This window comes from Virgibacillus sp. W0181, assembly GCF_051846915.1.
Lineage (GTDB): Bacteria > Bacillota > Bacilli > Bacillales > Amphibacillaceae > JBPYCR01.
In genome coordinates this window covers 14,191-35,519 of the sequence record NZ_JBPYCR010000004.1, presented here as the reverse complement: position 1 = coordinate 35,519, position 21,329 = coordinate 14,191, and the positions used below count along the sequence as shown (strand labels likewise).

Annotated in this window: 18 protein-coding genes; 4 read left to right on the top strand and 14 right to left on the bottom strand. The window is 38.1% G+C overall.

What is annotated here, in order from left to right:
• Positions 1 to 13 precede the first annotated feature (13 nt).
• Positions 14 to 1,240, bottom strand: coding sequence for a bifunctional ornithine acetyltransferase/N-acetylglutamate synthase (gene argJ / locus ACLIBG_RS03215; protein ID WP_439311273.1), 1,227 nt, complete (start codon positions 1,238 to 1,240; stop codon positions 14 to 16).
• A 35-nt stretch (positions 1,241 to 1,275) separates the two neighbouring features.
• Positions 1,276 to 2,313 carry an N-acetyl-gamma-glutamyl-phosphate reductase gene (argC, locus tag ACLIBG_RS03210; protein ID WP_439311272.1) on the bottom strand — a complete coding sequence of 346 codons (1,038 nt, stop codon included), beginning with the start codon at positions 2,311 to 2,313 and terminating at the stop codon, positions 1,276 to 1,278.
• Positions 2,314 to 2,592: 279 nt separating this feature from the next.
• On the opposite strand from argC, the gene ACLIBG_RS03205 reads away from it, so the two are divergent.
• Positions 2,593 to 3,453: a MurR/RpiR family transcriptional regulator gene (locus ACLIBG_RS03205; RefSeq protein WP_439311271.1), complete on the top strand. Its 861-nt coding sequence runs from the start codon at positions 2,593 to 2,595 to the stop codon at positions 3,451 to 3,453.
• A gap of 115 nt (positions 3,454 to 3,568) precedes the next feature.
• A complete protein-coding gene (locus ACLIBG_RS03200) occupies positions 3,569 to 4,933 on the top strand; it encodes an aspartate aminotransferase family protein (RefSeq protein WP_439311270.1) in 1,365 nt (454 codons plus the stop codon).
• A gap of 291 nt (positions 4,934 to 5,224) precedes the next feature.
• Here ACLIBG_RS03200 and ACLIBG_RS03195 read toward each other — a convergent pair whose 3' ends face one another.
• The 12 genes from ACLIBG_RS03195 to ACLIBG_RS03140 all read right to left on the bottom strand — a co-directional run bounded on the left by ACLIBG_RS03195 (position 5,225) and on the right by ACLIBG_RS03140 (position 18,618).
• Complete coding sequence (locus tag ACLIBG_RS03195; RefSeq protein ID WP_439311269.1) at positions 5,225 to 6,748, bottom strand: succinate CoA transferase; 1,524 nt, start codon at positions 6,746 to 6,748, stop codon at positions 5,225 to 5,227.
• 156 nt (positions 6,749 to 6,904) lie between these two features.
• Positions 6,905 to 7,555, bottom strand: coding sequence for a LytTR family DNA-binding domain-containing protein (locus ACLIBG_RS03190; protein WP_439311268.1), 651 nt, complete (start codon positions 7,553 to 7,555; stop codon positions 6,905 to 6,907).
• A gap of 187 nt (positions 7,556 to 7,742) precedes the next feature.
• The gene (locus ACLIBG_RS03185) at positions 7,743 to 8,435 is read right to left on the bottom strand and encodes a phosphoribosylaminoimidazolesuccinocarboxamide synthase (RefSeq protein ID WP_439311267.1); all 693 of its coding nucleotides are present in this window, start codon (positions 8,433 to 8,435) and stop codon (positions 7,743 to 7,745) included.
• A gap of 180 nt (positions 8,436 to 8,615) precedes the next feature.
• The gene (locus ACLIBG_RS03180; RefSeq protein WP_439311355.1) at positions 8,616 to 9,743 is read right to left on the bottom strand and encodes a M20 peptidase aminoacylase family protein; all 1,128 of its coding nucleotides are present in this window, start codon (positions 9,741 to 9,743) and stop codon (positions 8,616 to 8,618) included.
• 74 nt (positions 9,744 to 9,817) lie between these two features.
• Positions 9,818 to 10,753: a heme o synthase gene (gene cyoE / locus ACLIBG_RS03175; protein ID WP_439311266.1), complete on the bottom strand. Its 936-nt coding sequence runs from the start codon at positions 10,751 to 10,753 to the stop codon at positions 9,818 to 9,820.
• Positions 10,754 to 11,019: 266 nt separating this feature from the next.
• Positions 11,020 to 11,661, bottom strand: coding sequence for an L-fuculose-phosphate aldolase (locus ACLIBG_RS03170; RefSeq protein ID WP_439311265.1), 642 nt, complete (start codon positions 11,659 to 11,661; stop codon positions 11,020 to 11,022).
• A 38-nt stretch (positions 11,662 to 11,699) separates the two neighbouring features.
• Entirely contained in the window at positions 11,700 to 12,509 is an 810-nt protein-coding gene (locus tag ACLIBG_RS03165) for a DeoR/GlpR family DNA-binding transcription regulator (RefSeq protein WP_439311264.1), read from the bottom strand.
• A gap of 46 nt (positions 12,510 to 12,555) precedes the next feature.
• Complete coding sequence (gene mtnA, locus ACLIBG_RS03160; RefSeq protein WP_439311263.1) at positions 12,556 to 13,599, bottom strand: S-methyl-5-thioribose-1-phosphate isomerase; 1,044 nt, start codon at positions 13,597 to 13,599, stop codon at positions 12,556 to 12,558.
• Positions 13,600 to 13,614: 15 nt separating this feature from the next.
• Positions 13,615 to 14,823, bottom strand: coding sequence for an S-methyl-5-thioribose kinase (gene mtnK, locus ACLIBG_RS03155; protein ID WP_439311262.1), 1,209 nt, complete (start codon positions 14,821 to 14,823; stop codon positions 13,615 to 13,617).
• A gap of 17 nt (positions 14,824 to 14,840) precedes the next feature.
• Positions 14,841 to 15,794 carry an ABC transporter permease gene (locus ACLIBG_RS03150; RefSeq protein WP_439311354.1) on the bottom strand — a complete coding sequence of 318 codons (954 nt, stop codon included), beginning with the start codon at positions 15,792 to 15,794 and terminating at the stop codon, positions 14,841 to 14,843.
• Between the two features lie 55 nt (positions 15,795 to 15,849).
• Positions 15,850 to 17,370, bottom strand: coding sequence for a sugar ABC transporter ATP-binding protein (locus tag ACLIBG_RS03145; protein ID WP_439311261.1), 1,521 nt, complete (start codon positions 17,368 to 17,370; stop codon positions 15,850 to 15,852).
• A gap of 168 nt (positions 17,371 to 17,538) precedes the next feature.
• Complete coding sequence (locus tag ACLIBG_RS03140; RefSeq protein ID WP_439311260.1) at positions 17,539 to 18,618, bottom strand: substrate-binding domain-containing protein; 1,080 nt, start codon at positions 18,616 to 18,618, stop codon at positions 17,539 to 17,541.
• A 550-nt stretch (positions 18,619 to 19,168) separates the two neighbouring features.
• Here ACLIBG_RS03140 and ACLIBG_RS03135 point away from each other — a divergent pair.
• Together ACLIBG_RS03135 and ACLIBG_RS03130 are read left to right on the top strand one after the other, a co-directional pair.
• The gene (locus ACLIBG_RS03135) at positions 19,169 to 19,903 is read left to right on the top strand and encodes a (Fe-S)-binding protein (RefSeq protein WP_439311259.1); all 735 of its coding nucleotides are present in this window, start codon (positions 19,169 to 19,171) and stop codon (positions 19,901 to 19,903) included.
• On the top strand, positions 19,904 to 21,322 hold the full coding sequence (locus tag ACLIBG_RS03130; RefSeq protein WP_439311258.1) for a LutB/LldF family L-lactate oxidation iron-sulfur protein: 1,419 nt from the start codon (positions 19,904 to 19,906) through the stop codon (positions 21,320 to 21,322).
• The last annotated feature ends 7 nt before the right edge of the window (positions 21,323 to 21,329 follow it).

Genomic DNA, 21,329 nt, shown 5'->3' with positions numbered 1-21,329 from the left:
TTCGATATCCTCCTTACGAACGGTAACTTGCATTGATGCGTACATAATCGTACGTAAGATCACAGCCCCAAGCTTTGCCTACACCATCACCAACATGTAAATCAACCATGATCTTGACTGTTTCATTGTCCATGTATGCGGTCGCTTCTTCCTCTGAAAAATGAACAGGCTGACTATTTTTTAATAACATTATCGGTCCCATTGCCATATCAATTGTATCCGGATTAACGACTGCACCGCTATAGCCAACCGCCGCAATAACTCGGCCCCAATTCGCATCAGATCCATAAACGCCTGTTTTCACAAGTGATGACCCGACGACTGACTTTCCGATTTGAATCGCTTGTTCGTCGTTTTTGGCACCTTTTATTTCCACTTCAATAAGTTTGGTTGCACCTTCTCCATCACGTGCAATCATTTTAGCTAAATCTTCACAAGTGTTTTTTAGCAGTGTAACAAACTGATCCCAATCCTCATGTTTTGGTGTTAATGTTTCATTTCCTGCTTGTTCACTTGCCATAACGATTACCATATCGTTTGTTGACGTATCTCCATCAACGGTAATACAATTAAATGTTTTATCCGTCACTTCTTTTAAGGCCAATTGGATCATATCGGATTCAATAACAGCATCGGTTGTTACAAACCCAAGCATCGTCCCCATGTTTGGTTCAATCATGCCCGACCCTTTTGCGGCACCAGCCATCGTTACGGTTTTTCCATTAATCGTCGCCTGGTAGCAAGTGGATTTTTTGAACGTATCTGTCGTTGTTAAAGATTGGCCAAACTGTGCAGCACTATCTTCCGTTGCTTCTGGCTTAAGCTTCTTTATATGTGGAACAATCTTATCCATTGGCATTTGTAAACCGATAATTCCCGTTGAAGCAACTGCAACGTGATGCGCTTGGAGTGAAAAATGCTCGGCAGTCACTTGACGCATTGTGTAAGCATCTTTTTTCCCTTGATCGCCCGTACATGCATTAGCATTGCCACTATTAATAATCACTGCTTGCAGTTTCCCTTCCTGTGCAATACTTTCTTTCGTCACATATAGTGGGGCTGCTTTAACCTCGTTTAATGTATAAACAGCCGCTGCATTTGCAAGTGTATTACAATAAAGAATACCTAAATCATTTCTTTTTCTTTTCACACCAGAGTGCAAGCCAGCCACTTGAAAACCCGCCGGTGTTGTAATCGTACCTCTTTCTAATTTTTGAACACTTTTTTGACTCGTGAGCATTTTCAATCTCCTTTCTTTCCCGTTTTAATTTTTTATTAAGGATAGACCGGCATAAAATCCAGTCCCGTCTTTTCATCAAGTTGAATCATTTTATTCATGTTTTGCACAGCCTGCCCGGATGCTCCTTTAATTAGGTTATCGATCACAGACACGACCATAATTCGGTTTGTTCGTTGATCATACGTTAAGGAAATATCGCAAAAATTGGAACCATACACTTCTTTTGTACTTGGATATGTCCCCTGTTTTCGTATACGAACAAAAGGATGATCTTGATAACTTTCTTTATACAGGTTAAAGAGCTGCTCTGTCGTTACTTCGTTTGTTGCTGTTGCATACATCGTTGACATAATTCCTCGCGTCATTGGAACGAGATGCGTAGAAAATGTCACTACATCTATATTTTCATTCCAACGGTGAAGCAGTTGTTCAATTTCCGCTGTATGCTGATGTGCATTTACTTTATATATTTTCAGATTTTCATTAGTTTCAGCAAAGTGGGTTGCACCCGAAACTCCTCGACCTGCGCCACTCACGCCTGTTTTTGCATCGATAATGATTGTTTTTTCATCAATCATTTTTTGTTTCGCCAAAGGTGCTAGGCCTAACAATACAGCTGTGGGGTAACATCCAGGGTTCGCAATCAACTTTGCATCCGAAACATCCCCATCAAGCCACTCCGTTAATCCATATATCGCCTGATTCAACAAGTTCTCATCAGCAGCTTCCAACCCATACCACGCCTCATATGCTTGACGATCGGTAATTCGGAAGTCTCCTGAAAGATCAATAACTTTTACGTTTTGCTCCAAAAACACAGGAGCGAGTTTTGCTGACACCCCGGAGGGAGTCGCCGTAAAAACAAGATCCACTTGACTTGCCAATTTTTCCGCATCTACGGAATCAAGCTGTAAATCAACTACATTTTGCATATGAGGATAACTTGCCTGAATTTGCTCCCCTAGCAAACTAGTAGCATGAATGGAATGAATGGAAACGTTCGGATGATTGTGCAATATTCGAACTAATTCGGCACCACCATATCCGGTCGCTCCTATAATTGCCACTTTCATAATTTCATTCACTCCTTTTTTCTAATAAAACCTATTATATACTGTATAAAAATAAAATCAATAGTATATTTATAAATTATTTAATTATTTTTTAATGCATTAACGTTGAATTATCAACATATACACCTGTATCCTGTATACAATTGTTATACACAAACAGTGTATATTTATGTATAAAGGCAACAAGTCGCTCTATAGTACAGGATGAACAATTATTTATTCATTGCTACAATGATGAAAAGCACCAATACTTCCGAAGTACAATTAAGAGGTGAATCCATGGAACATGCAAACATTTATAAAAAAATAGCAAATTCAAGGAATCAAATGAGTAAGTCACAGCACAAAATTGCAGATTATATCGTGGAAAACCCACATTCTGTACCCTTTTTAACTGGAAATAAGCTTGCAAAGCTAACCAATGTAAGTGAGGCGACCATTGTTCGATTTGCAACCTTTCTCGGTTATTCCGGTTACCAAGCGTTACAACAGCAGCTAGTTGAGTCTGCAGAGAAACAATTAAACACGGTGGAACGATTAAAAATGGCTCGTACTGTTTATAGTGAAACCGAAAGAGCTGTTTACGATATTTTTAATGACGATATAAAAAACATAAGATCTACGATGGAAAACTTAAACATTACCGACATCCAACGTGCAGCAGACGATATTGCACAGGCAAAAAAAATATACATCGTCGCTAACCGAAGTGCCATCGCGCTAGGTACTTTTCTTCAATATTATTTGGATATCATCTTTGGAAAAAGTGAACTTATCCATACGACCGCTACCGCATTGGATCGAATTCATAATGTGAATGAAGAGGATGTTGTAATCGGAATCAGCTTTGCCCGTTATACAAAAAATACACTTGACATTGTTTCTTATGCCCATACAAAAAGGGCGAGAATTATTGCTTTGACCGATTATCTTTCATCACCTATTACTGCTTACGCGGATGTAGCGTTATTTTCATCAAGCAAGATGCCGGCTTTCCTTGATTCATTTGTCGCACCGCTGAGTCTGATCAACACTTTGATAACATACATCGGCAACCAAGATCATATTCAAATAAACAAACGACTAAAAACACTCGAACAATTATGGGATGATTATAATGTTTTTTACGATCACAATTAATATTTGTAATATTTATTTCACTATTTTTATATTATGAAATATTAATTGCATAAAGTTCCTTCCTCGCATATACTATATAGTGAAAGATCAAATACAATAATGCGAGGGGTATTTCATGTTGGAAACAACTTCTCAACAATCGAAAGAGAAGTCGGAAAAGATGTTTCAGGAAGCAAAAGAAGTCATCCCGGGCGGGGTAACAGCCAATATTAAGTTTTTTTCTCCCCATCCTATTTTCATGAAGAGCGGAAATGGAAGTAAGCTAACCGATGTTGATAATCAGGAATATATTGATTACTCTCTTTGTTATGGAGCTTTAATGACCGGACACGGACATCCCAGAGTGAAAGAGGCTGTTAGTAAGCACATGGAATCAATTGGTACTGCAATTTTTGGCACACCACATGAACTGGAAATACAGATGGCAAAAAAACTGATTGAACTTTATCCAGGGATAGACCAAGTACGTTATACAAACTCCGGTCTTGAAGCAACAATGTTTGCCAACCGTCTTGCCATTGCATATACAAACAAACCGAAAATCGCCAAATTTGAAGGCCATTATCACGGAGGCTATAACCAAGTGCTTGTGAGCGTTAATCCAAATGAACATGAAGCGGGAAATGATCATTCTCCTATTCCAGTAGCCGAATCGAAAGGTATTACTCAGGAGGAAAAAGAAAACACAATCGTTCTGCCTTTCAATGATCTGAAATCAACAGAACGTCTCGTACGAAAACATTCAAATGAACTTGCCGCTGTGATTTTAGAACCTGTCCAAGGCGGTTTCATCCCAGCAGAAAAAACATTTATTCATGGTTTACGAAAATTGACCGAAGAGCTTGGTATTTTGCTTATATTCGATGAAGTAAAAACAGGATTTCGCGTTGCACTTGGTGGCGCACAAAGCATTTATCAAGTGACGCCGGATTTAACAGCATTGGGGAAAGTACTCGGTGGCGGCTATCCAATCGGAGCAGTCGGTGGAAAAAAAGAGATCATGATGTTGACTGCTGCAAGTGATGAAGGAGATATTTTTTCCGTTGGAGGCCAAAGCAAACAGAAAGATGAAATCGTCTTTCATAGTGGCACATACAATGGGCACCCAATCATTTTGGCGGCTGGTCTGGAAACCATTCGTATATTGGAAGAAGGTGATACGTTACAACGTCTATTTCATCATACGATGGTACTGCGGAACAAACTTGAAAAATTATATGAAACGTACGATATAAACATGAAGACCATTGGCATTGGCAGTATTTTCAACATTGTCTTCACAGCGCACCCTATTCGAAACTATCGAGATTTATGGCTTTCTGACAGTATGTTACGTCAGTCGATCGATGAACAACTGTTAAATCTAGGAATTTATATTAAACCACTGAACCGCTATTCATTGTCAACCGTTCATACCTTAGAAGATATTGAACGAACCGTCCGTGCACATCAGTTCGCATTACAAAACATATTCAACTAATATAGCAGTCACACCTACGCTAAACAGGGGTACGTTTATTTAAATAATTAAAAAGTTTTCTCCAAGACGAAAAATTGACCGATGCCACTATTTGCCTAACCTTCCATACCCCTTATAATTGGATATAGAAAGCTCACTACTATTAATTGCACCTGACATCGTATACATTATTTTGTATATCTACTCCCCCTCAAAAAAATAGTCCAGCCGATACGTTTTTAAAACATACCGGATGAACTAGAAAATTTTCTAATTATAAAGCGAGGGGGAAAGGCTCTCGCTTCAAATTTATTATTCCTTTTTTGCAGCATCTTTCTCAAGCATTGTGCCGGTTTCAGCAAATCGTGTATGCCAAGAAAACGCTTTGTCAAGCATATGCGGAGTTTGACCGCCAACCTTTTCCTTTGCTTCTTCAAAATAGCCTTTTAACTGCTCTCTATACATTGGATGAGCACAGTTCTCAATGATTTCAACAGCTTTTTGTGTAGGTGCCTTCCCACGAAGATCTGCATAACCATGCTCTGTTACAATAACATCAACATCATGTTCTGTATGATCCACATGAGTAACAAATGGTACAATTGCGGAGATATCTCCGTTTTTGGCTATTGACGGTGTTACGAATATCGTAATTCTCGCATTACGCGCAAAATCTCCTGAACCGCCGATCCCGTTCATCACCTTCGTACCACCAATATGGGTCGAGTTAATATTACCGTAGATGTCGACTTCAATTGGTGTATTGAATGAAATAACACCTAGACGACGAATGTTTTCCGGATTGTTTGAAATTTCTTGCGGTCTAAAGACAATTCTATCTTTATATTTAGCCAAATCCTCTGCAAGGGAATCGACTCTTTTCTTGGAAAGTGAAAATGCCGTACCTGCAGCAAATTTAACAACTCCGGCATCGATTAGATCGAAAACGCCATCTTGCAAAACTTCGGAGTAAACTTCAATATCACGAAATTCCGATTCTCTCATTCCATTAAGCACAGCGTTAGCAACCGAACCAACACCAGACTGAAGTGGTGCCAATTCTTTCGTTAAACGTCCCTCTTTAATTTCATCACGGAAAAAGTCGAGCAAATTATCTGCAATTGTTTGCGTCACTTCATTTGGCTCGGTTAATGGAGATGGTATGTCTAGCTGTTCGGATATAACAATACCTCTTACTTTCGCTGGATCTACCTTGATTCCAATATCGCCAATTCTTTTATCGATTATATCCAACGGAATAGGATCACGTTCACCTGCTTCGGCCGGAATATAAATATCATGAATTCCTTCATACTCTTTTGGTGCTGCCGTGTTCAGCTCAATAATAACATGTTCGGCTTCCTGGACGAAAATTGGAGAGTTACCTACTGAACCTGTCGGGATAATCATTCCATCTTCCGTGATTGCAGCAGCTTCTATAACTGCATAGTCTATGGGCTCAAGTGTACCCTTACGTACTTCTTCTGCTGTGTGTGATAAATGCTGATCAATATAGTACATTTCACCATTATTGATTTTTTTACGCATAACCGCGTTACCTTGATAAGGGATTCGCATGTTAATAATATCCGCTTCCGCCATGGATTGGTCTGCTGTCGGGCCGAGTGATGCACCTGTATACAGGTTCACTTTAAAATTTTCTTTCTTGCCTCTCTCAGAAAGCGCCATTGGGAATTCTTTTGGCTCTCCAAATAATGTGAACCCACTCATCCCAATCGTCATTCCGTCCTTAATCCAAGATGCAGCTTCTTCTACTGATACAACCTTATCTGAAAATGCTTTGTTTCTAATTAACTTACTCAAATCAGCCGCCATTTTAAATCACCTCTATTAAAATTATACATGATTATATAATTGTCATTTTACCAACCTACTATGAATCATTCACTCTCTTATGTATGAAAGGGCTTTTATTTGTACTGAGACACTAAATATTATACATTAGAAATGATTAAACAACAATACTTATTCTCAAAATCCAAATTGTTTTCTAAAGTATTTTGCATAGCTTTGACTAACAGGTACACGTGAATCATTTTTCATTACTAAAATAAAAGTGGAATGAGAATCAGGATGGATCTCTTTTATTTGGTTCATATTAATGATATAAGAACGATGGCACCGGATAAACATTTCTTGCGGCAAAATCATTTCGAGCTCTGTTAAATTATTTCGATGCGTTCCTTTACCAGTTGCTGAAAGTATGTACGTCTTTCTATTTTGCGCTTCCATATAAATAACTTGTTCTAACTGAATAGGTAGCCATCGGTCATCTGCCTTCACCGTTAAAAAGGGAACTTGTAATGATTGTGGTGCTCTTGGATAAAATGCCGCCACTGCGCCTTGTAATTCGTTATTGTCCAAGATAGGAACCGCTATACCATAGTATGGCGAATGTTCATTCGTCTGATTAATCTGTTCGGCCACTTTTTCTCGGGTTTGAATCGCTTTGTGTGTCACCTTTTCTTCTTCAACAGGTTCGTTCGGCCGGATTTTTAAATCGATCTGACTGCTCGGTTGGTAGTAAATAAATTTGTTCGGATCAGCAACAGCAATTGATTTTGCACCTGGGAATAATTGATAAAAGCTGCTCATCAGAGCGAATATACTTTCACGATTCATCTCAATCATCTCTCTTTATATCGATTTAAAAAACTAGAATATTGTTAATTCAAATTATACAGAACAATAGTATGCATGTCAGTCAGAAAAACAATTTTCAAGCCAATCGTTTAAATCATTGTGCCAAACGCATAAAAATGGGTCCGAACTGCACATTTAGAAGCACATGGTTCAGACCCAATTTATATTAATTCATTTTTCCTAACAACAATTGTTCCAATTCTAACGGTGTTACATATTTATCATTTTTATATACACGCATATTCCCACCGGAAATTTCATCAATCAGCATAATGTCGTCTGTCCTTTGATCGCGCCCAAATTCTAATTTTATATCATATAATTCAAGTCCTTTATTCGCCAGCTCTAATTTAACAATATCGGAAATAGTGCGTGTCAATTGCTTTATGGCTTGGTAACTGTCCTTCGACATAATATTTAGTTGAGCCAAACCATCTCCTGAAATAGGTGGATCTTGCCGTTCATCATCTTTCAACGTAACTTCGACAAATCCATCAAGCGGTTGTCCTTCTTCGCAATATGCACCAAATCGGCGATAAAAACTGCCAACAGCTCGATAACGACAAATAACTTCAAGCCCATTGCCGAACATCGCTGCATCTTTAACTGTCATCGTCACTTCATCCAAATCAGCTTCAACGAAGTGAGTCGGTATGCCCGCTTCCTTTAATTTTTGAAAGAAGAATTCCGTCATGCGTAAACCTGTTTTACCAACGCCTTCAATCGTTAGTCCAACCGTATTTGCACCAGGGTCAAACACACCATCTTCGCCTGTCACATCATCTTTAAATTTCAATACGACGTTTTCATTATCGAGACGATAAACATCTTTTGTTTTTCCTTGATAAATAAGTTTCATCCTGTAAGTTCCTTTCTGGAAATAATTTTAGTTCTATTTATATCTATCATACAAAATTTGTCTTTCGATGAACGTCCCATATGAAAAAAATTTTGTACTTTCCCTATACCACGCTACGCAACAAACAGCGTATTTAGAAGGGGTGTAGCCTTTAAATACACCGTTTATTTTTAAGCATAATTAATCGATACGATACGTCCGCAAAACTGCATGATACAATATATTAATCCCATCCATCAACGCTTCTTGATTAAAAGCCATTTTAGGGTGGTGCAATCCTGGCTTCAAATCACAGCCCAACCCGATCATTGTAGCTTTTAAAGATGGCTTTTTTATCGTATAAAAATGAAAATCATCCCCACCCGGTGTTATTAAAGGCGCATCCACCTTATCTTCACCGAGCGTTGTTTTGATTGCTTGTCGCATTATGCTTATGGCATCATCATCTGTTTTAGCTGCTGCTACCCCTGTATGATTCGTTATGTTAATTTCGACATCGTATAAATTTTCAATCGCTTCAAATATATAACCAACTTTTCGTTCCAATATATCCATTAAATCATTATTTTGCGCCCGTAAATCCAACGCAAAACTGCAGCTTCCCGGAATAATATTTGTGCTTTTACCGCCTGCATGAAAATTTGTCATTTTGATTGAATGCGGTATCCGAGGATCAAGATGTATTTTACCGATCATCGTTACAATTTGTGCAGCAATCTCTATCGCATTCTGGTTTAAGTGCGGCCTTGCCCCGTGCGCATCTTCGCCAACAATTTCCGCTTCGATACTTTGTGTTGCCCCGTGCACAATTACTGGTGCCGCTCTTCCCATTTCCATTTCTTGAATAGGTCTTAAGTGGATGCCATACAAATAATCGACATCGTCAATCACTTTTTTTTCTACCATTTTTAGTGCGCCAGTACCCTCTTCTTCGGCAGGTTGAAAAATAAACTTAATCGCTATTTCTTTCTTGAGGGAAGGATTTTCTTGCAACTTCCATAGCAAACCGAGCACCATAGACATATGGGCATCATGACCACAAGAATGATTCGCCTGGAACTTGCCATTTACCTCCTGCCACAATGCATCCATATCTGCGCGAATCGCTACAACCGGAAGGCCACGACTAAAATCTCCGTACTTCCCAATTACTCCTGGGCAATCAACAAATGTTTCTACATAACAATTATTGTCTTTTAATAATTTTGCAATATACTTCGTCGTTTCCGTTTCTTCCCAACTAATTTCCGCATTGTCATGCAAATAAGCAAACGTATCGATAACTCGTTTATTAATGGAATCCAAAATAGTCAGCCAGCCTTTGTAAAATTATTGTATTACACCGCAGTTCCAAATTTATCACGACTCACACGACTAAATAGTCAGCTTGCGCCAGGATATGTTACAACCATCATTGTAAATAACAGCACGACTAAATAAATTAAAGAATAGTAGAAATTCATATTCGCCCACTTTATATCGTCTTTTAAGAAAAAGCCCCGAACCCCTATTACGATCCATACGACGTTTAAGATGGATGCAATAATAATAAAAATAGTGCCTAGGGAAGACAATAATAAAGGTAATGGAAGCAGACAAGTTATATAAATTACCGCTTGGCGCTTTGTCATCTCAATGCCCGCAACAACCGGAAGCATCGGTACACCTGCCGCTTTATATTCCTTATACCTTCTAATTGCAATAGCAAAAGTGTGTGGAATTTGCCAGAAGAATAAAATAAGAAATAAACTAATTGGCACAATATGGTATGCAGGCTCGATAGCAGCCCAGCCAATTAAAGGGGTAAAAGCTCCCGACACACTACCAATTACTGTATTTAATGTAAAACGACGCTTCGACCAGAATGTATACAAGACGACATACGTAAACCAGCCCAAAAACGCATAAAGAGCAGCTTCCATTGTGGTAAGCATTAATAGGACAATGCCAATAGTTGAACTTGCAACACCGGTAAACAAAACAGCTTGCAAAGAAAAATGGCCCGTAACTGTCGGCCGCTGCTTTGTCCGCAGCATTTCACGATCTAGATCAACTTCATACCAGTTGTTGAGCATTAAAGCCCCTGCAACGGTCAGTGTACTCCCTATTATAGTAAGTATGAAGGTGTTGAAATGATCGACAAAGGATACTCCCGCAAAATGAGTAGCTAACCAAAAACCAGTAAGCACCGGCAAAACATTGGCAACTAAAACAAGCCCTTTAAGGAGCGATTTTATATCAGCCAACAGAGAACTTTCACTATAAATTCGACCTGGCGTCGATGAAATTTTTGACACGTTGTTCACTCCAATAGTCATTTAAAAAAACATAATGCATTCTAATTATTTATTATAGCAAATAAGATCGAATGAGAACATTTTATCATTATTTGTCCATAAATTGTTGAAATATATATGAAGTGATCGACAATCTATAGTAAATCTATAATGCAGATGAAAAGTATTCCAGTAATTTAATTCATAACTTTAAATTTAAGAGCCGAAATTTACTTCAATTACAAAAACAGAATCGGAAAAAACCGATCCTGTTAAAAATGTCATCTTTTGAAGTATGTTATTATAAATTACTTTTGTCCATATGTTTTAAATGCTTCTTGCATGCGACCCATCTCCATATTATCCAAAATAACCGGATTACCAATTGATTTGGCACGATAATAGACTTCCGCACAAAATTCAATCTCTTCCGCAATATTAAACGCATTTTTTACGTCTGTCGCACCAGTAAGCAAACCATGATTTGCTAAGAAAACCGCTTTGCGATCTTCCATTCCCTTAAACGCATTTTCGGCCAGTTCCATCGTACCAAAACTTGCATATTTAGCACAACGTACATCTTTACCCGCATAGGCGACTAAATAGGAAATTGCTGGTAGACGCCACCGTAATGCAGATAAAGTCTTTGCAAAGGTAGAATGTGTATGAACAATCGCATTCAAATCATTTCTCTTTTTATAAAAAATGGAATGCATCTCTAGTTCGCTTGATGGTTTTCGCATCCCATCAACAATATTATGATCCATATCCAGCACCACAATATCCTCTGGCACAAGTTCATCATAGTCGATTCCACTTGGGCTAATTGCCATTAGTCCTTGTTCACGATTAAATATGCTGATATTGCCCCCGGTTCCTTTAGTTAGTCCGCTATGGAGCAACTTTTGGCAATAAGTTATTATATCTTTTCTTTCTTTCTCCAGTAGCAATTAAAATGCCCCTCCCAACAATCAGTTCACACTATAAATTATAAGTGAGATGGTATTGGTTCTGCAATAATTAAGTCGACTCCATTGTCTTTGTATTGATCAAGACACGCTTTTTGACTATCCGTTAGCGGAATAAATGAGTCTGTTATTAATGAGTCTACTCGCTTTGCTGGACATATCTTAAAAAAAGCGATTGTGTCAAGCTTGGAATGGTCTGCTACAATGAACAATTTATTGGAACGCTCAATTATTGCTTGCTTTGCCTCTCCCTCATCCATCAGGGAATCTGTAATGCCATCCGTGAAGTTTAATGCTTTACACGAAATAAAGGCTTTATCAATAAAAATTGATTCCAAGTACTTGGACAAGGATGAACCAATTAAAGAAAGGGAAGTTCTTCTTACAAATCCGCCTAGTAGAATAACAGTGATTTCCGGATCGTCCGATAATTCAACGGCAATATTAATATTGTTGGTCACGACGGTTACTTTCTTTTTATATTTAATATAACGACTTAATTCATATGCGGTTGTACTTGCATCAAAAGCGATGACATCTCCATCTTCAATAAATGCTGCTGCCTTTTTAGCAATTGCTTGCTTTTCGAGCGTATTCGTACTTTTCCTTTCGTCAATCGGCCTTTCGAGTTCTCGTTCGGTAACTTCCTTTAAGCGAACACCACCATAAACCCTTTTCACTCTATTTCTTTTTTCCAATTTTTCAATATCTCGTCTAATCGTCATTTCTGACACTTGAAACTTTTGACTTAAATAGGATATTTCCGCATAATCTTTCGTTTTTAATATATTTACAATTTCTTCCCTTCTCGCAGTTGGCAAAAGCACCATACATCTTCTCTCATTTCTATACTTATTTTGGTATATCACAACCTACTTAATTAAACAGCTTTTTTAAATTCTCAGCAAATGGGGCATGGACGACTCCCTTTTCCGTAACAATCGCTGTTATATTTTCATGAGGTGCAACATCAAAGGCCGGATTGTAAACAGCTACATCTGCTGGTGCAGTATATTGCCCAAACCCTTTAATTACTTCTTCTTTATCTCTTTCCTCTATCGGAATATCTTCCCCTGTTTTTGTATTCATATCAATCGTCGGCGTTGGAACTGCAACATAAAACGGAATATTGAATTGTTTTGCTAAAATTGATACGCCAAGCGTTCCAACCTTATTCGCAACATCACCGTTAGCTGCAACCCGATCTGCACCAACAATAACAGCATCAATTTTACCCTGAGACATAACTACAGCTGCCATACTATCCGTAATGACTGTTACATCAATCCCCGATTGATACAATTCAAATGCCGTCAACATAGATCCTTGTAATCTAGGTCGTGTTTCATCAGAGTATATTTTCAAGTTCCATCCTTTTTCTTTAGCCAGATACATTGGAGCGGTTGCCGTTCCATACTTGGTCGTAGCAAGTGCACCTGCGTTACAATGTGTTAAAATCCCCATTCCATCTTCTAGCATACTTAGCAGGTTTTCGCCAATTTGTTTGTTAATTTTTTCATCCTCTTTATGAATATTGATTGCTTCATTGAGCAACGCTTGTTTTAATTCCGGTATAGCTAACGTATTATTTTCTTGAGCAAAAGCTTTCATTCTATCTATGGCCCAAAACAAATTGACAGCTGTTGGCCTAGATGTTGCTAAATAATCTGTTCCTTTTTCCATTACCTCCCAGAAATCTTCAAAGGAAGTTTCCGGAGCATCTTTAACACCTAAATAAACGCCGTATGCTGCTGATACCCCAATTGCTGGAGCGCCACGCACTTTCATCTCTCGAATCGCATCCCAAACAGATTCCAATGTTGTGTACTCATCATAGGAAATTTTGTTAGGTAAAATAGTTTGATCTAACAATATTAATTTATCATCTTTCCATTCAATTGTTAACAATGGTTTAGTCATAAGGCACCTCTGATTTTAATTATTTTGTATTGATTGTTTTAACGCTTGTAGATAAACATTCCCTGTTTTAAATGCGTGACGTACTTTTATAAGTTGCTTCGCAAACGTTAAACAAATTCTTTCTGCTCGTACTCTTGCATCTGTTTCTTCAATAGATGTAATATCTTTTACTTTTGCCAACCCTATAATACGACGCGTCAATTCTAGACCCGCAACTCCCGCTGTATCACATAATACTTGTTCTAGATACCATTCTTTAAAGCCTGATTCCTTTGCCATCAGTTCGGTTACATGTTCATCCCAATATCGATCAAATTTTTCAATGAACTGATCAACGACTTCCACTATTGTTTTTTCAGCCCAGCCTACAAAATCTTTCTTGTTGTACGCATCTCCATGAACAAGAGCAAATACTAGGTTGGCTATTACATTACCTACGTCATAGCCTATCGGACCGTAAAAAGCGAATTCAGGATCGATTACTTTTGTAGAATTCTGCGTGACGAATAAAGAGCCAGTATGAAGATCTCCATGTATAAGCGCCTGTGCATGATTCATGAAATCGAATTTGAGCTTAGCAGCTTCCAATCGTAGTTCACTATCACCATAAATTTCTCTTTCAATCCATTCTTTATTTGAAGCAATCAATTCATTACGATTGTTATAGTCGTTAAATGGCTCGGTATAAACAAGATCCTCCGAAATTTCACATAGCTCCGGATTGATATATTCTTTTACTTGTAATTTCTTTTCTTTATGGTTCATAACAAGATCTGTAGTCGGGAGTAACGTTTGCACCATAAACGTTGAAATATGATCTGCAAGTTTCGGAAACGTCTTGAATTCAAGGAGTGCATCCCGTAAAATTGTATGATCAGACAAATCCTCCATCACACAACAGTTCATTACATCATCATATAAATATACATCTGGTGCATGCCCCTTAGCTAATTCACCATGCATTTTTAAAACATTTGATTCTATTTTAATCCGATTTGTTGACAGTTTAATATCTTCTGAAATTCGGGCAGTATCTCCCGCTTGTTTAACTATAACGGATTTATTACTTAAACGATCAACGACATGGTAAACATAATTTAAATTACCATCACCAATTTCTTCACACTCTAATTCACTGTTTTCATCAAAAAAAGATATTTTTTCTTTTACATACGATAAAACATCTTCGCTATCCATTAAAAAATACGTTGCAAATTTTGCCATTTCAATATCCTCCTTCATTAATGGTTCTTCTGATTATAGTAAGTAGAAGCCAAGGCTAGTGCTAAAACAAGCCCTTTAACAATATTTAGGGAGTAATAGGGAACAGACATCATGACAAGACCATTTTCCAAAATTCCGACCAAAACTGCACCAAAAAAAGTACCAATTGCGTTCGGCTTTCCCTTGCCAGCAAATGATGCCCCGATAAATGCGGCGGCAACTGCTGGCATCAAGTACCCTGCACCAGCATTGATTTGAGATGAACCGATATAAGAAGCTAGGATAATTCCGCCCAAACCCGCAAATAGTGTAGAGATAACATATGCCATTGTACGGTATCGATTCACTGGAATACCCGAAAGTCTAGCAGCTTCTTTATTTCCTCCAATCATGTACATATAGCGTCCATGTTTTGTATGATTTAAAAATACATGAACAATTAATACTACAACAACCATAATAATAATAATCCAAGGAGTCTCACCCATTTTCGTAAATATTTCAGGAAGAGTCCCCTTTGTAGGTGAACCGTCTAGGCGAGGCATTCCAACACTTACAGATCCTCCACCTGTATAAGTCATTGCGACCCCTTCAAAAATAAACATAGTAGAGAGGGTGGCAAATAAATCAGGTATTTTTATTTTGACAATTAAAAATGCGTTCACTCCAGCAACAATCAATGTTAACAGTAATGCCAATGGTATGGCTACACCTGCAGGCATGCTGTACCACACAAAGAATGAGACAATTAATGAACTTGCTAAAGTTGCTGATGAACCAATGGATAAATCAAAACCATCCACAGAAAGTGACACTGTTAAACCGATGGCAATGATCGTTACAATCGAAATACTTCTTAAAATATTTACAACGTTTGATCCGGTTAAAAACAAATCCGGTAAAGCAATGGCAAAAAATGCGATCAATACAATAATAGCGATAATGGTTCCCCAATTATTAACGGATTGCATTATTCCGGATGTAGATAATTTTTTTGGACTCGTATGCTTGCTTTTCACCATTTTCTTAATTTCCTCCCGTAGAATAATGCATGATCTCTTCTTCGTTCGTTTCTTCGGTAACAAGCTCTTTTACAACTCGATTATCATACATTACATAAATTCGATCTGTTATTGCCAACATTTCGGAAACCTCGCTTGAAGCATATATAATTCCTTTGTTGTCGACAGCCAATCCATCTATTAATTGAAAAATCTCTTTTTTTGCACCTACATCGACTCCTTTTGTAGGTTCATCAAATATATATATATCAGCTTCCGACATTAGCCATTTTCCGACAGCTACCTTTTGCTGGTTACCACCTGATAATAAGGCCACCTTTTGTGTCTCACTTGGTGTCTTTACTCCGATATCACCAATCATTTTTCGTGCAGCTGCCTTTTCCTTAGAGGGCCTTAAAAAACTGAGTGCTTTCGTAAACTTTTTAAGATTTGCTGCTGACAAGTTACTATAAACTGGCTCTTCAACCAGTACCCCTTCTTTTCTTCGCTCTTCCGGGACGAGGGCAATCCCTTGTTTGACAGCATGATACGGCGATTTAGCTGTTAATTCTTTTTCTTTTAATTTAATTGAACCCGAACCTTTCCCATTAGCACCAAATATCGTTTTGCATAATTCCGTTTTTCCGGCTCCGACTAACCCGGCAATTCCAATAACTTCTCCTGCCTGTACATGAAAAGATACATCTTTTACTTTTCCATTTTTATCGTGTAAGTTGGACACTTTCAATAAAGTATCACCAATCGTCTTACCTTGTCTTTGATAATCCTCATGTGATGCATTCCCGAGCATATGTTCAACCACTTTCTGTGTGGTTAACTCTTTTAGTGGGCTTGAACTCACAATTTTCCCGTCTTTCATTATCGTAATATCCTCACATATTTCAAATAACTCAGGTAATCGGTGTGAAATAAAAATAATTCCAACGTTTTGCTTTGTAGCCAACTCCCTGACAATGCGAAATAGTTCTGCAGTCTCTTTATTACTTAATGGTGCTGTCGGCTCATCTAGTATGAGGAACTTTCTTTCTTGAACAATTGCTCTAGCTATAAGCACCATTTGCTTTTCAGCCAGATCCAAATCCGATACACCTTTTTTTGTATCCAAGTTAATATTTAAATGTTTTAAAATTCTCTTCGCTTCCGAATGTATCTTTTTCCAATTAACAAACTGATTTTTACCCATATCATTTACAAGCACGTCAAGCATAATATTTTCTCCTACTGATAAGTAAGGGATTAATGCTGTATCAACTTCTTGATAAACAATGTCTACCCCTAATTCTTTTGCATCTTTGGGAGAACGAATCGCTACTTTCTCATCATTAAAGAATATCTCGCCTGTGTAATGGTTGTAGGCGCCGGAAAGCACCTTCATTAATGTAGATTTCCCTGCGCCATTTGCGCCGATCAATGCATGAATCGTACCGGTTTCCATTTCAAAGTCAACTTCTGACAATGCTTTTACTCCAGGAAATTCAATAGAAATATTTTTCATTTTTAGTTTTGTTTTCGCTGCGTCCGCCATATTCTCACCTATCCATTATGGGAATCTTGTAAAACGTATGACTCATAGATTCGTATTGTCAGATTAATTTATCGTATATAATGATCAATTTTTAAAACGATCAATTAATAGGTTTTGAAAATTCAGTAAAGGAAGACACTATTCATCTTCCTCTACTCATGATATCTATTAATTATTTCTTAGTTTTTCCATCCAGTCTTCATTAAAATCATCTGATTCTCCCCAGCCTTCAATAACATCGCCAAGATTTGTCATATTTGTTTCAGGAGTTAAATCTTCCTGTTTGATTAGTTTAGGCTCCAGTTGATAATGTTCCGGTGTATCCTCGCCGGCAATTTTCTTAGCGAGCAAACGCATGTTCATCACACCGATAAGATTCGGATCAACGGCTGCTGTAGAAATCCAATTGCTTCCTTCTTCCATCATCAAGTTAATGTCTTGATTGGAAATATCAATAGAAATTAGCTCAATATCGGAACGACCGTTATCCTTCATCGCATTGTAACCGCCTTTTGCAAGTTCATCCCACGAACCCCAAACCGCATCTACTTCACCTTCCGGATACTTACCAAGAATAGAACTTACACCCGATGAAACATCTCCTTGAACATTTTGCATGTTAGCAGGTCCAATTGTTTCAAGTGTTTCAATTTTACCTTCTTCTTCATACTGTTTGTAAATCTCTTCTCTGCTGTCCAATGGAGGTATTCCACCAAGCCATAATTTGATTACTTTTACAGGATCCCCGTCATCAGAAAGTGCAGCGACCTCATCTAAGCTAAGCTCTGCCAATTGATGGTCATCTTGAACAGTCGTTGTCACACCTTCTAAATCAGTTACTGTATCGAAAGTAACGACTTCCATTCCTTTATCAAGTGCTGGTTGAATCATATCATTGGAATACGCTTCCTTACCATGTGAAATAACAAGGCCGTCATAATCTTTTTGAATCGCTTGCTTTACAAGATCCTGAAACTTTGCATCGTCTCCGTCAGAAATAAATGTATCTACTGTAAATCCAAAAGCTTCTCCTTCTGCACGAGCCCCATCCAAAAACTGTTTTGTATGATCATCAGATGGAAGGTTTCTAATTACTGCAATTTTCACATCATCCTGTACTGATTCAGGTACACCTTCTACTTTTTCTTTTGGTTCAGCAGATGATGCTTCTTCTTCCGTATTATTTCCTCCACAAGCCGAAATAACAAGCACAATTGATAACATTACAAATAGTAAGATTTTTTTCAAAATTAGTCCCTCCTTAAATTTTGTACAACGTCATTATAGAAATATATTTGTTTCAATTGATGAAAAGCATCCGCCCCTCTCATAATAAAGCGCATACACATTCGACAAAAAACAAAAACTAACAATAAAAAACAGATGAATGTGTAAATCTAACATATAATTCACGTTATATTAACACAATAATAACACTACTTCACATTATGTCAATACATATTACATCTTTTTTCCTAGATTAATAGAATAATATGAGATTCAGTCCTCTAATATAATCTTTTTATACGCATCATAACAATTCTGGTTTGTTATTTGTGCTTTTTTGATAACATTTGTTAACATTCCTTATCGCATAAGTGATTGACTGTCTCTATGAAGCATGATAACTTATTTACAATTGTTATTCAGAAAATTTTGCAATTATAACACTACATTTAATACTAAAAGTTGCCCTCAAAAATTAATTAAAATCGATTGTAATGGTGCATAGATTCTTGATACAAAAACACGTTGAAAAAAAGTGATATTTTAAAATAAATAAAAGGAGTGAAAATCAATGAAAGTGTCCTTATTCATTACATGCTTATGCGATATTTTCACACCGGAAGTAGGTAAGCATACGGTTGAAATTTTAGAAAAATCCGGGTGTGAAGTTGATTTTCCGGAAGGCCAGACCTGCTGTGGCCAGCCTGCTTTCAATAGTGGTTATTTAAAAGACTCAAAGCAAGCGATGATACAAATGATACAAGCATTCCAGTACTCCGATTATGTCGTTGGTCCATCTGGTTCATGTGTTGGAATGATTAAAGAGTATCCAAAAGCTTTGGCAAATGATTCACAATGGAAGGAACCAGCTAAAAAGCTAGCTTCAAAAACGTTCGAATTAACACAATTTCTTGTAGATGTATTGCACATTACGGATGTAGGGTCACAGTTCCGTGGCAAAGTTACATATCATCCATCATGTCATATGACGAGAATTCTTGGTGTAAAGGATGCGCCTGTCACACTATTAAAGAAAATTCCAGGAGTAGACCTCGAAGAACTTCAGAATAAAGAAGATTGCTGTGGGTTTGGTGGTACATTTGCGATTAAAAACGCAGCTATTTCAACAGAAATGGTTAAAGAAAAATCAAGGCATATATCCAATACTGAAGCAGCATATCTCGTTGGCGGTGACATGGCTTGTTTAATGAATATTCAGGGGCGCATGCAGCGAGAGGGAAAGGAAATAAAAGTTGTGCACATTGCAGAGATTTTAAATTGCAACGAAAGTCAGGTGAAATCTTAAATGAGTTTACGAATTGCAGCGGACAAATCGTATGAAGCACGCATTAAGGATTGCTTAGAAAATAGTTTTATGCGAGAAGCAGTTTCATCAGGCCAAGAGCGATTAAAAAAAGGCAAACAAAATTCCTTTGAAGAGCTTGGCAATTGGGAAGATTGGCGCACATTAGGAGAAGAAATCCGTTCTCATACGCTAGAAAACCTTGACTATTATTTGCACGAGTTAAGTGAGCAAGTAGCCGCTCATGGTGGTCATGTTTTTTTTGCCAAAACTGCTGAAGAAGCAAACACTTATGTCAAAGAAATCATACAACAAAAAGATGCGAAAAAAATAACAAAATCCAAATCCATGGTCTCAGAAGAAATTGGCTTAAATGAGGCATTGGAAGAGCTTGGGGTTGATGTAGTCGAAACAGACCTTGGGGAATGGATCTTACAACTCGACGAGGATCCGCCTTCCCACATCGTTGCACCTGCATTACATAAAAATCGTCAGAGCATTCAGCAAACCTTTACAGATAAAAAAGGTTATTCGCAGTCCGATGACCCCGAAACGCTTGCCCGTTTTGCTAGAGAACAGTTGCGGAAAGAATTTTTAAGTGCGGATGTCGGAATAACTGGGTGTAACTTTGCTGTAGCCGAATCAGGTGCAGTCACACTCGTGACAAACGAGGGGAATGCCCGACTCGTAACGTCATTGCCGGATACACAAATTGCCATTATGGGGATGGAGAGAATTGTCCCAACATGGGAAGAATTCGATATTTTAGTAAGCTTGCTTACACGGGCTGCTGTTGGGCAAAAGCTTACAAGTTATATCACGTCAATCATTGGCACCCGTCTCGAAAATGAAATCGATGGACCAGAGGAATTTCACTTAGTAATCATTGATAATGGTCGCTCTAAAATACTTGGCACGGAATTTCAGTCTGCGCTTCATTGTATTCGCTGTGCAGCGTGTATTAATGTATGTCCGGTTTATCGGCACGTTGGCGGTCATGCATATGGTTCAATTTATCCCGGACCAATTGGCGCCGTATTGACACCCCTCCTTGATGGGTACGAAGACCATAAGGAATTACCATACGCTTCATCGTTATGTGCCGCCTGTACTGAAGCTTGTCCGGTTAAAATTCCGCTTCACGAACAACTGATCCGGCATCGGGAAATTATCGTGGAACAAGAAAAGAAAGCACCGGCTTCCGAAAAAGTAATGATGAAAGGATTTGCCAAATGGAGCTCCAGTCCAGCCGCATATAAAATCAGTACCAAAATGGCGCACACTGCTTTAAGCCCTTGGTCTAAGGACGGTACAATTGCAAATGGGCCAGGCCCATTCAAAGCTTGGACAAATACGCGTGATTTCCCCTCACCAAGTAAACAACCTTTCCGAACATGGTTCAAGAAAAGACAGAAAGGGTGAAACATAC

Excerpts from the sequence above, each read along its gene's own strand:
- argJ (WP_439311273.1), bottom strand. The coding sequence starts at position 1,240 with ATGCTCACGAGTCAAAAAAGTGTTCAAAAATTAGAAAGAGGTACGATT.
- argC (WP_439311272.1), bottom strand. The coding sequence starts at position 2,313 with ATGAAAGTGGCAATTATAGGAGCGACCGGATATGGTGGTGCCGAATTA.
- ACLIBG_RS03205 (WP_439311271.1), top strand. The coding sequence starts at position 2,593 with ATGGAACATGCAAACATTTATAAAAAAATAGCAAATTCAAGGAATCAA.
- ACLIBG_RS03200 (WP_439311270.1), top strand. The coding sequence starts at position 3,569 with ATGTTGGAAACAACTTCTCAACAATCGAAAGAGAAGTCGGAAAAGATG.
- ACLIBG_RS03195 (WP_439311269.1), bottom strand. The coding sequence starts at position 6,748 with ATGGCGGCTGATTTGAGTAAGTTAATTAGAAACAAAGCATTTTCAGAT.
- ACLIBG_RS03190 (WP_439311268.1), bottom strand. The coding sequence starts at position 7,555 with ATGAATCGTGAAAGTATATTCGCTCTGATGAGCAGCTTTTATCAATTA.
- ACLIBG_RS03185 (WP_439311267.1), bottom strand. The coding sequence starts at position 8,435 with ATGAAACTTATTTATCAAGGAAAAACAAAAGATGTTTATCGTCTCGAT.
- cyoE (WP_439311266.1), bottom strand. The coding sequence starts at position 10,753 with ATGACTATTGGAGTGAACAACGTGTCAAAAATTTCATCGACGCCAGGT.
- ACLIBG_RS03165 (WP_439311264.1), bottom strand. The coding sequence starts at position 12,509 with ATGGTGCTTTTGCCAACTGCGAGAAGGGAAGAAATTGTAAATATATTA.
- mtnA (WP_439311263.1), bottom strand. The coding sequence starts at position 13,599 with ATGACTAAACCATTGTTAACAATTGAATGGAAAGATGATAAATTAATA.
- mtnK (WP_439311262.1), bottom strand. The coding sequence starts at position 14,823 with ATGGCAAAATTTGCAACGTATTTTTTAATGGATAGCGAAGATGTTTTA.
- ACLIBG_RS03150 (WP_439311354.1), bottom strand. The coding sequence starts at position 15,794 with ATGCAATCCGTTAATAATTGGGGAACCATTATCGCTATTATTGTATTG.
- ACLIBG_RS03145 (WP_439311261.1), bottom strand. The coding sequence starts at position 17,370 with ATGGCGGACGCAGCGAAAACAAAACTAAAAATGAAAAATATTTCTATT.
- ACLIBG_RS03135 (WP_439311259.1), top strand. The coding sequence starts at position 19,169 with ATGAAAGTGTCCTTATTCATTACATGCTTATGCGATATTTTCACACCG.
- ACLIBG_RS03130 (WP_439311258.1), top strand. The coding sequence starts at position 19,904 with ATGAGTTTACGAATTGCAGCGGACAAATCGTATGAAGCACGCATTAAG.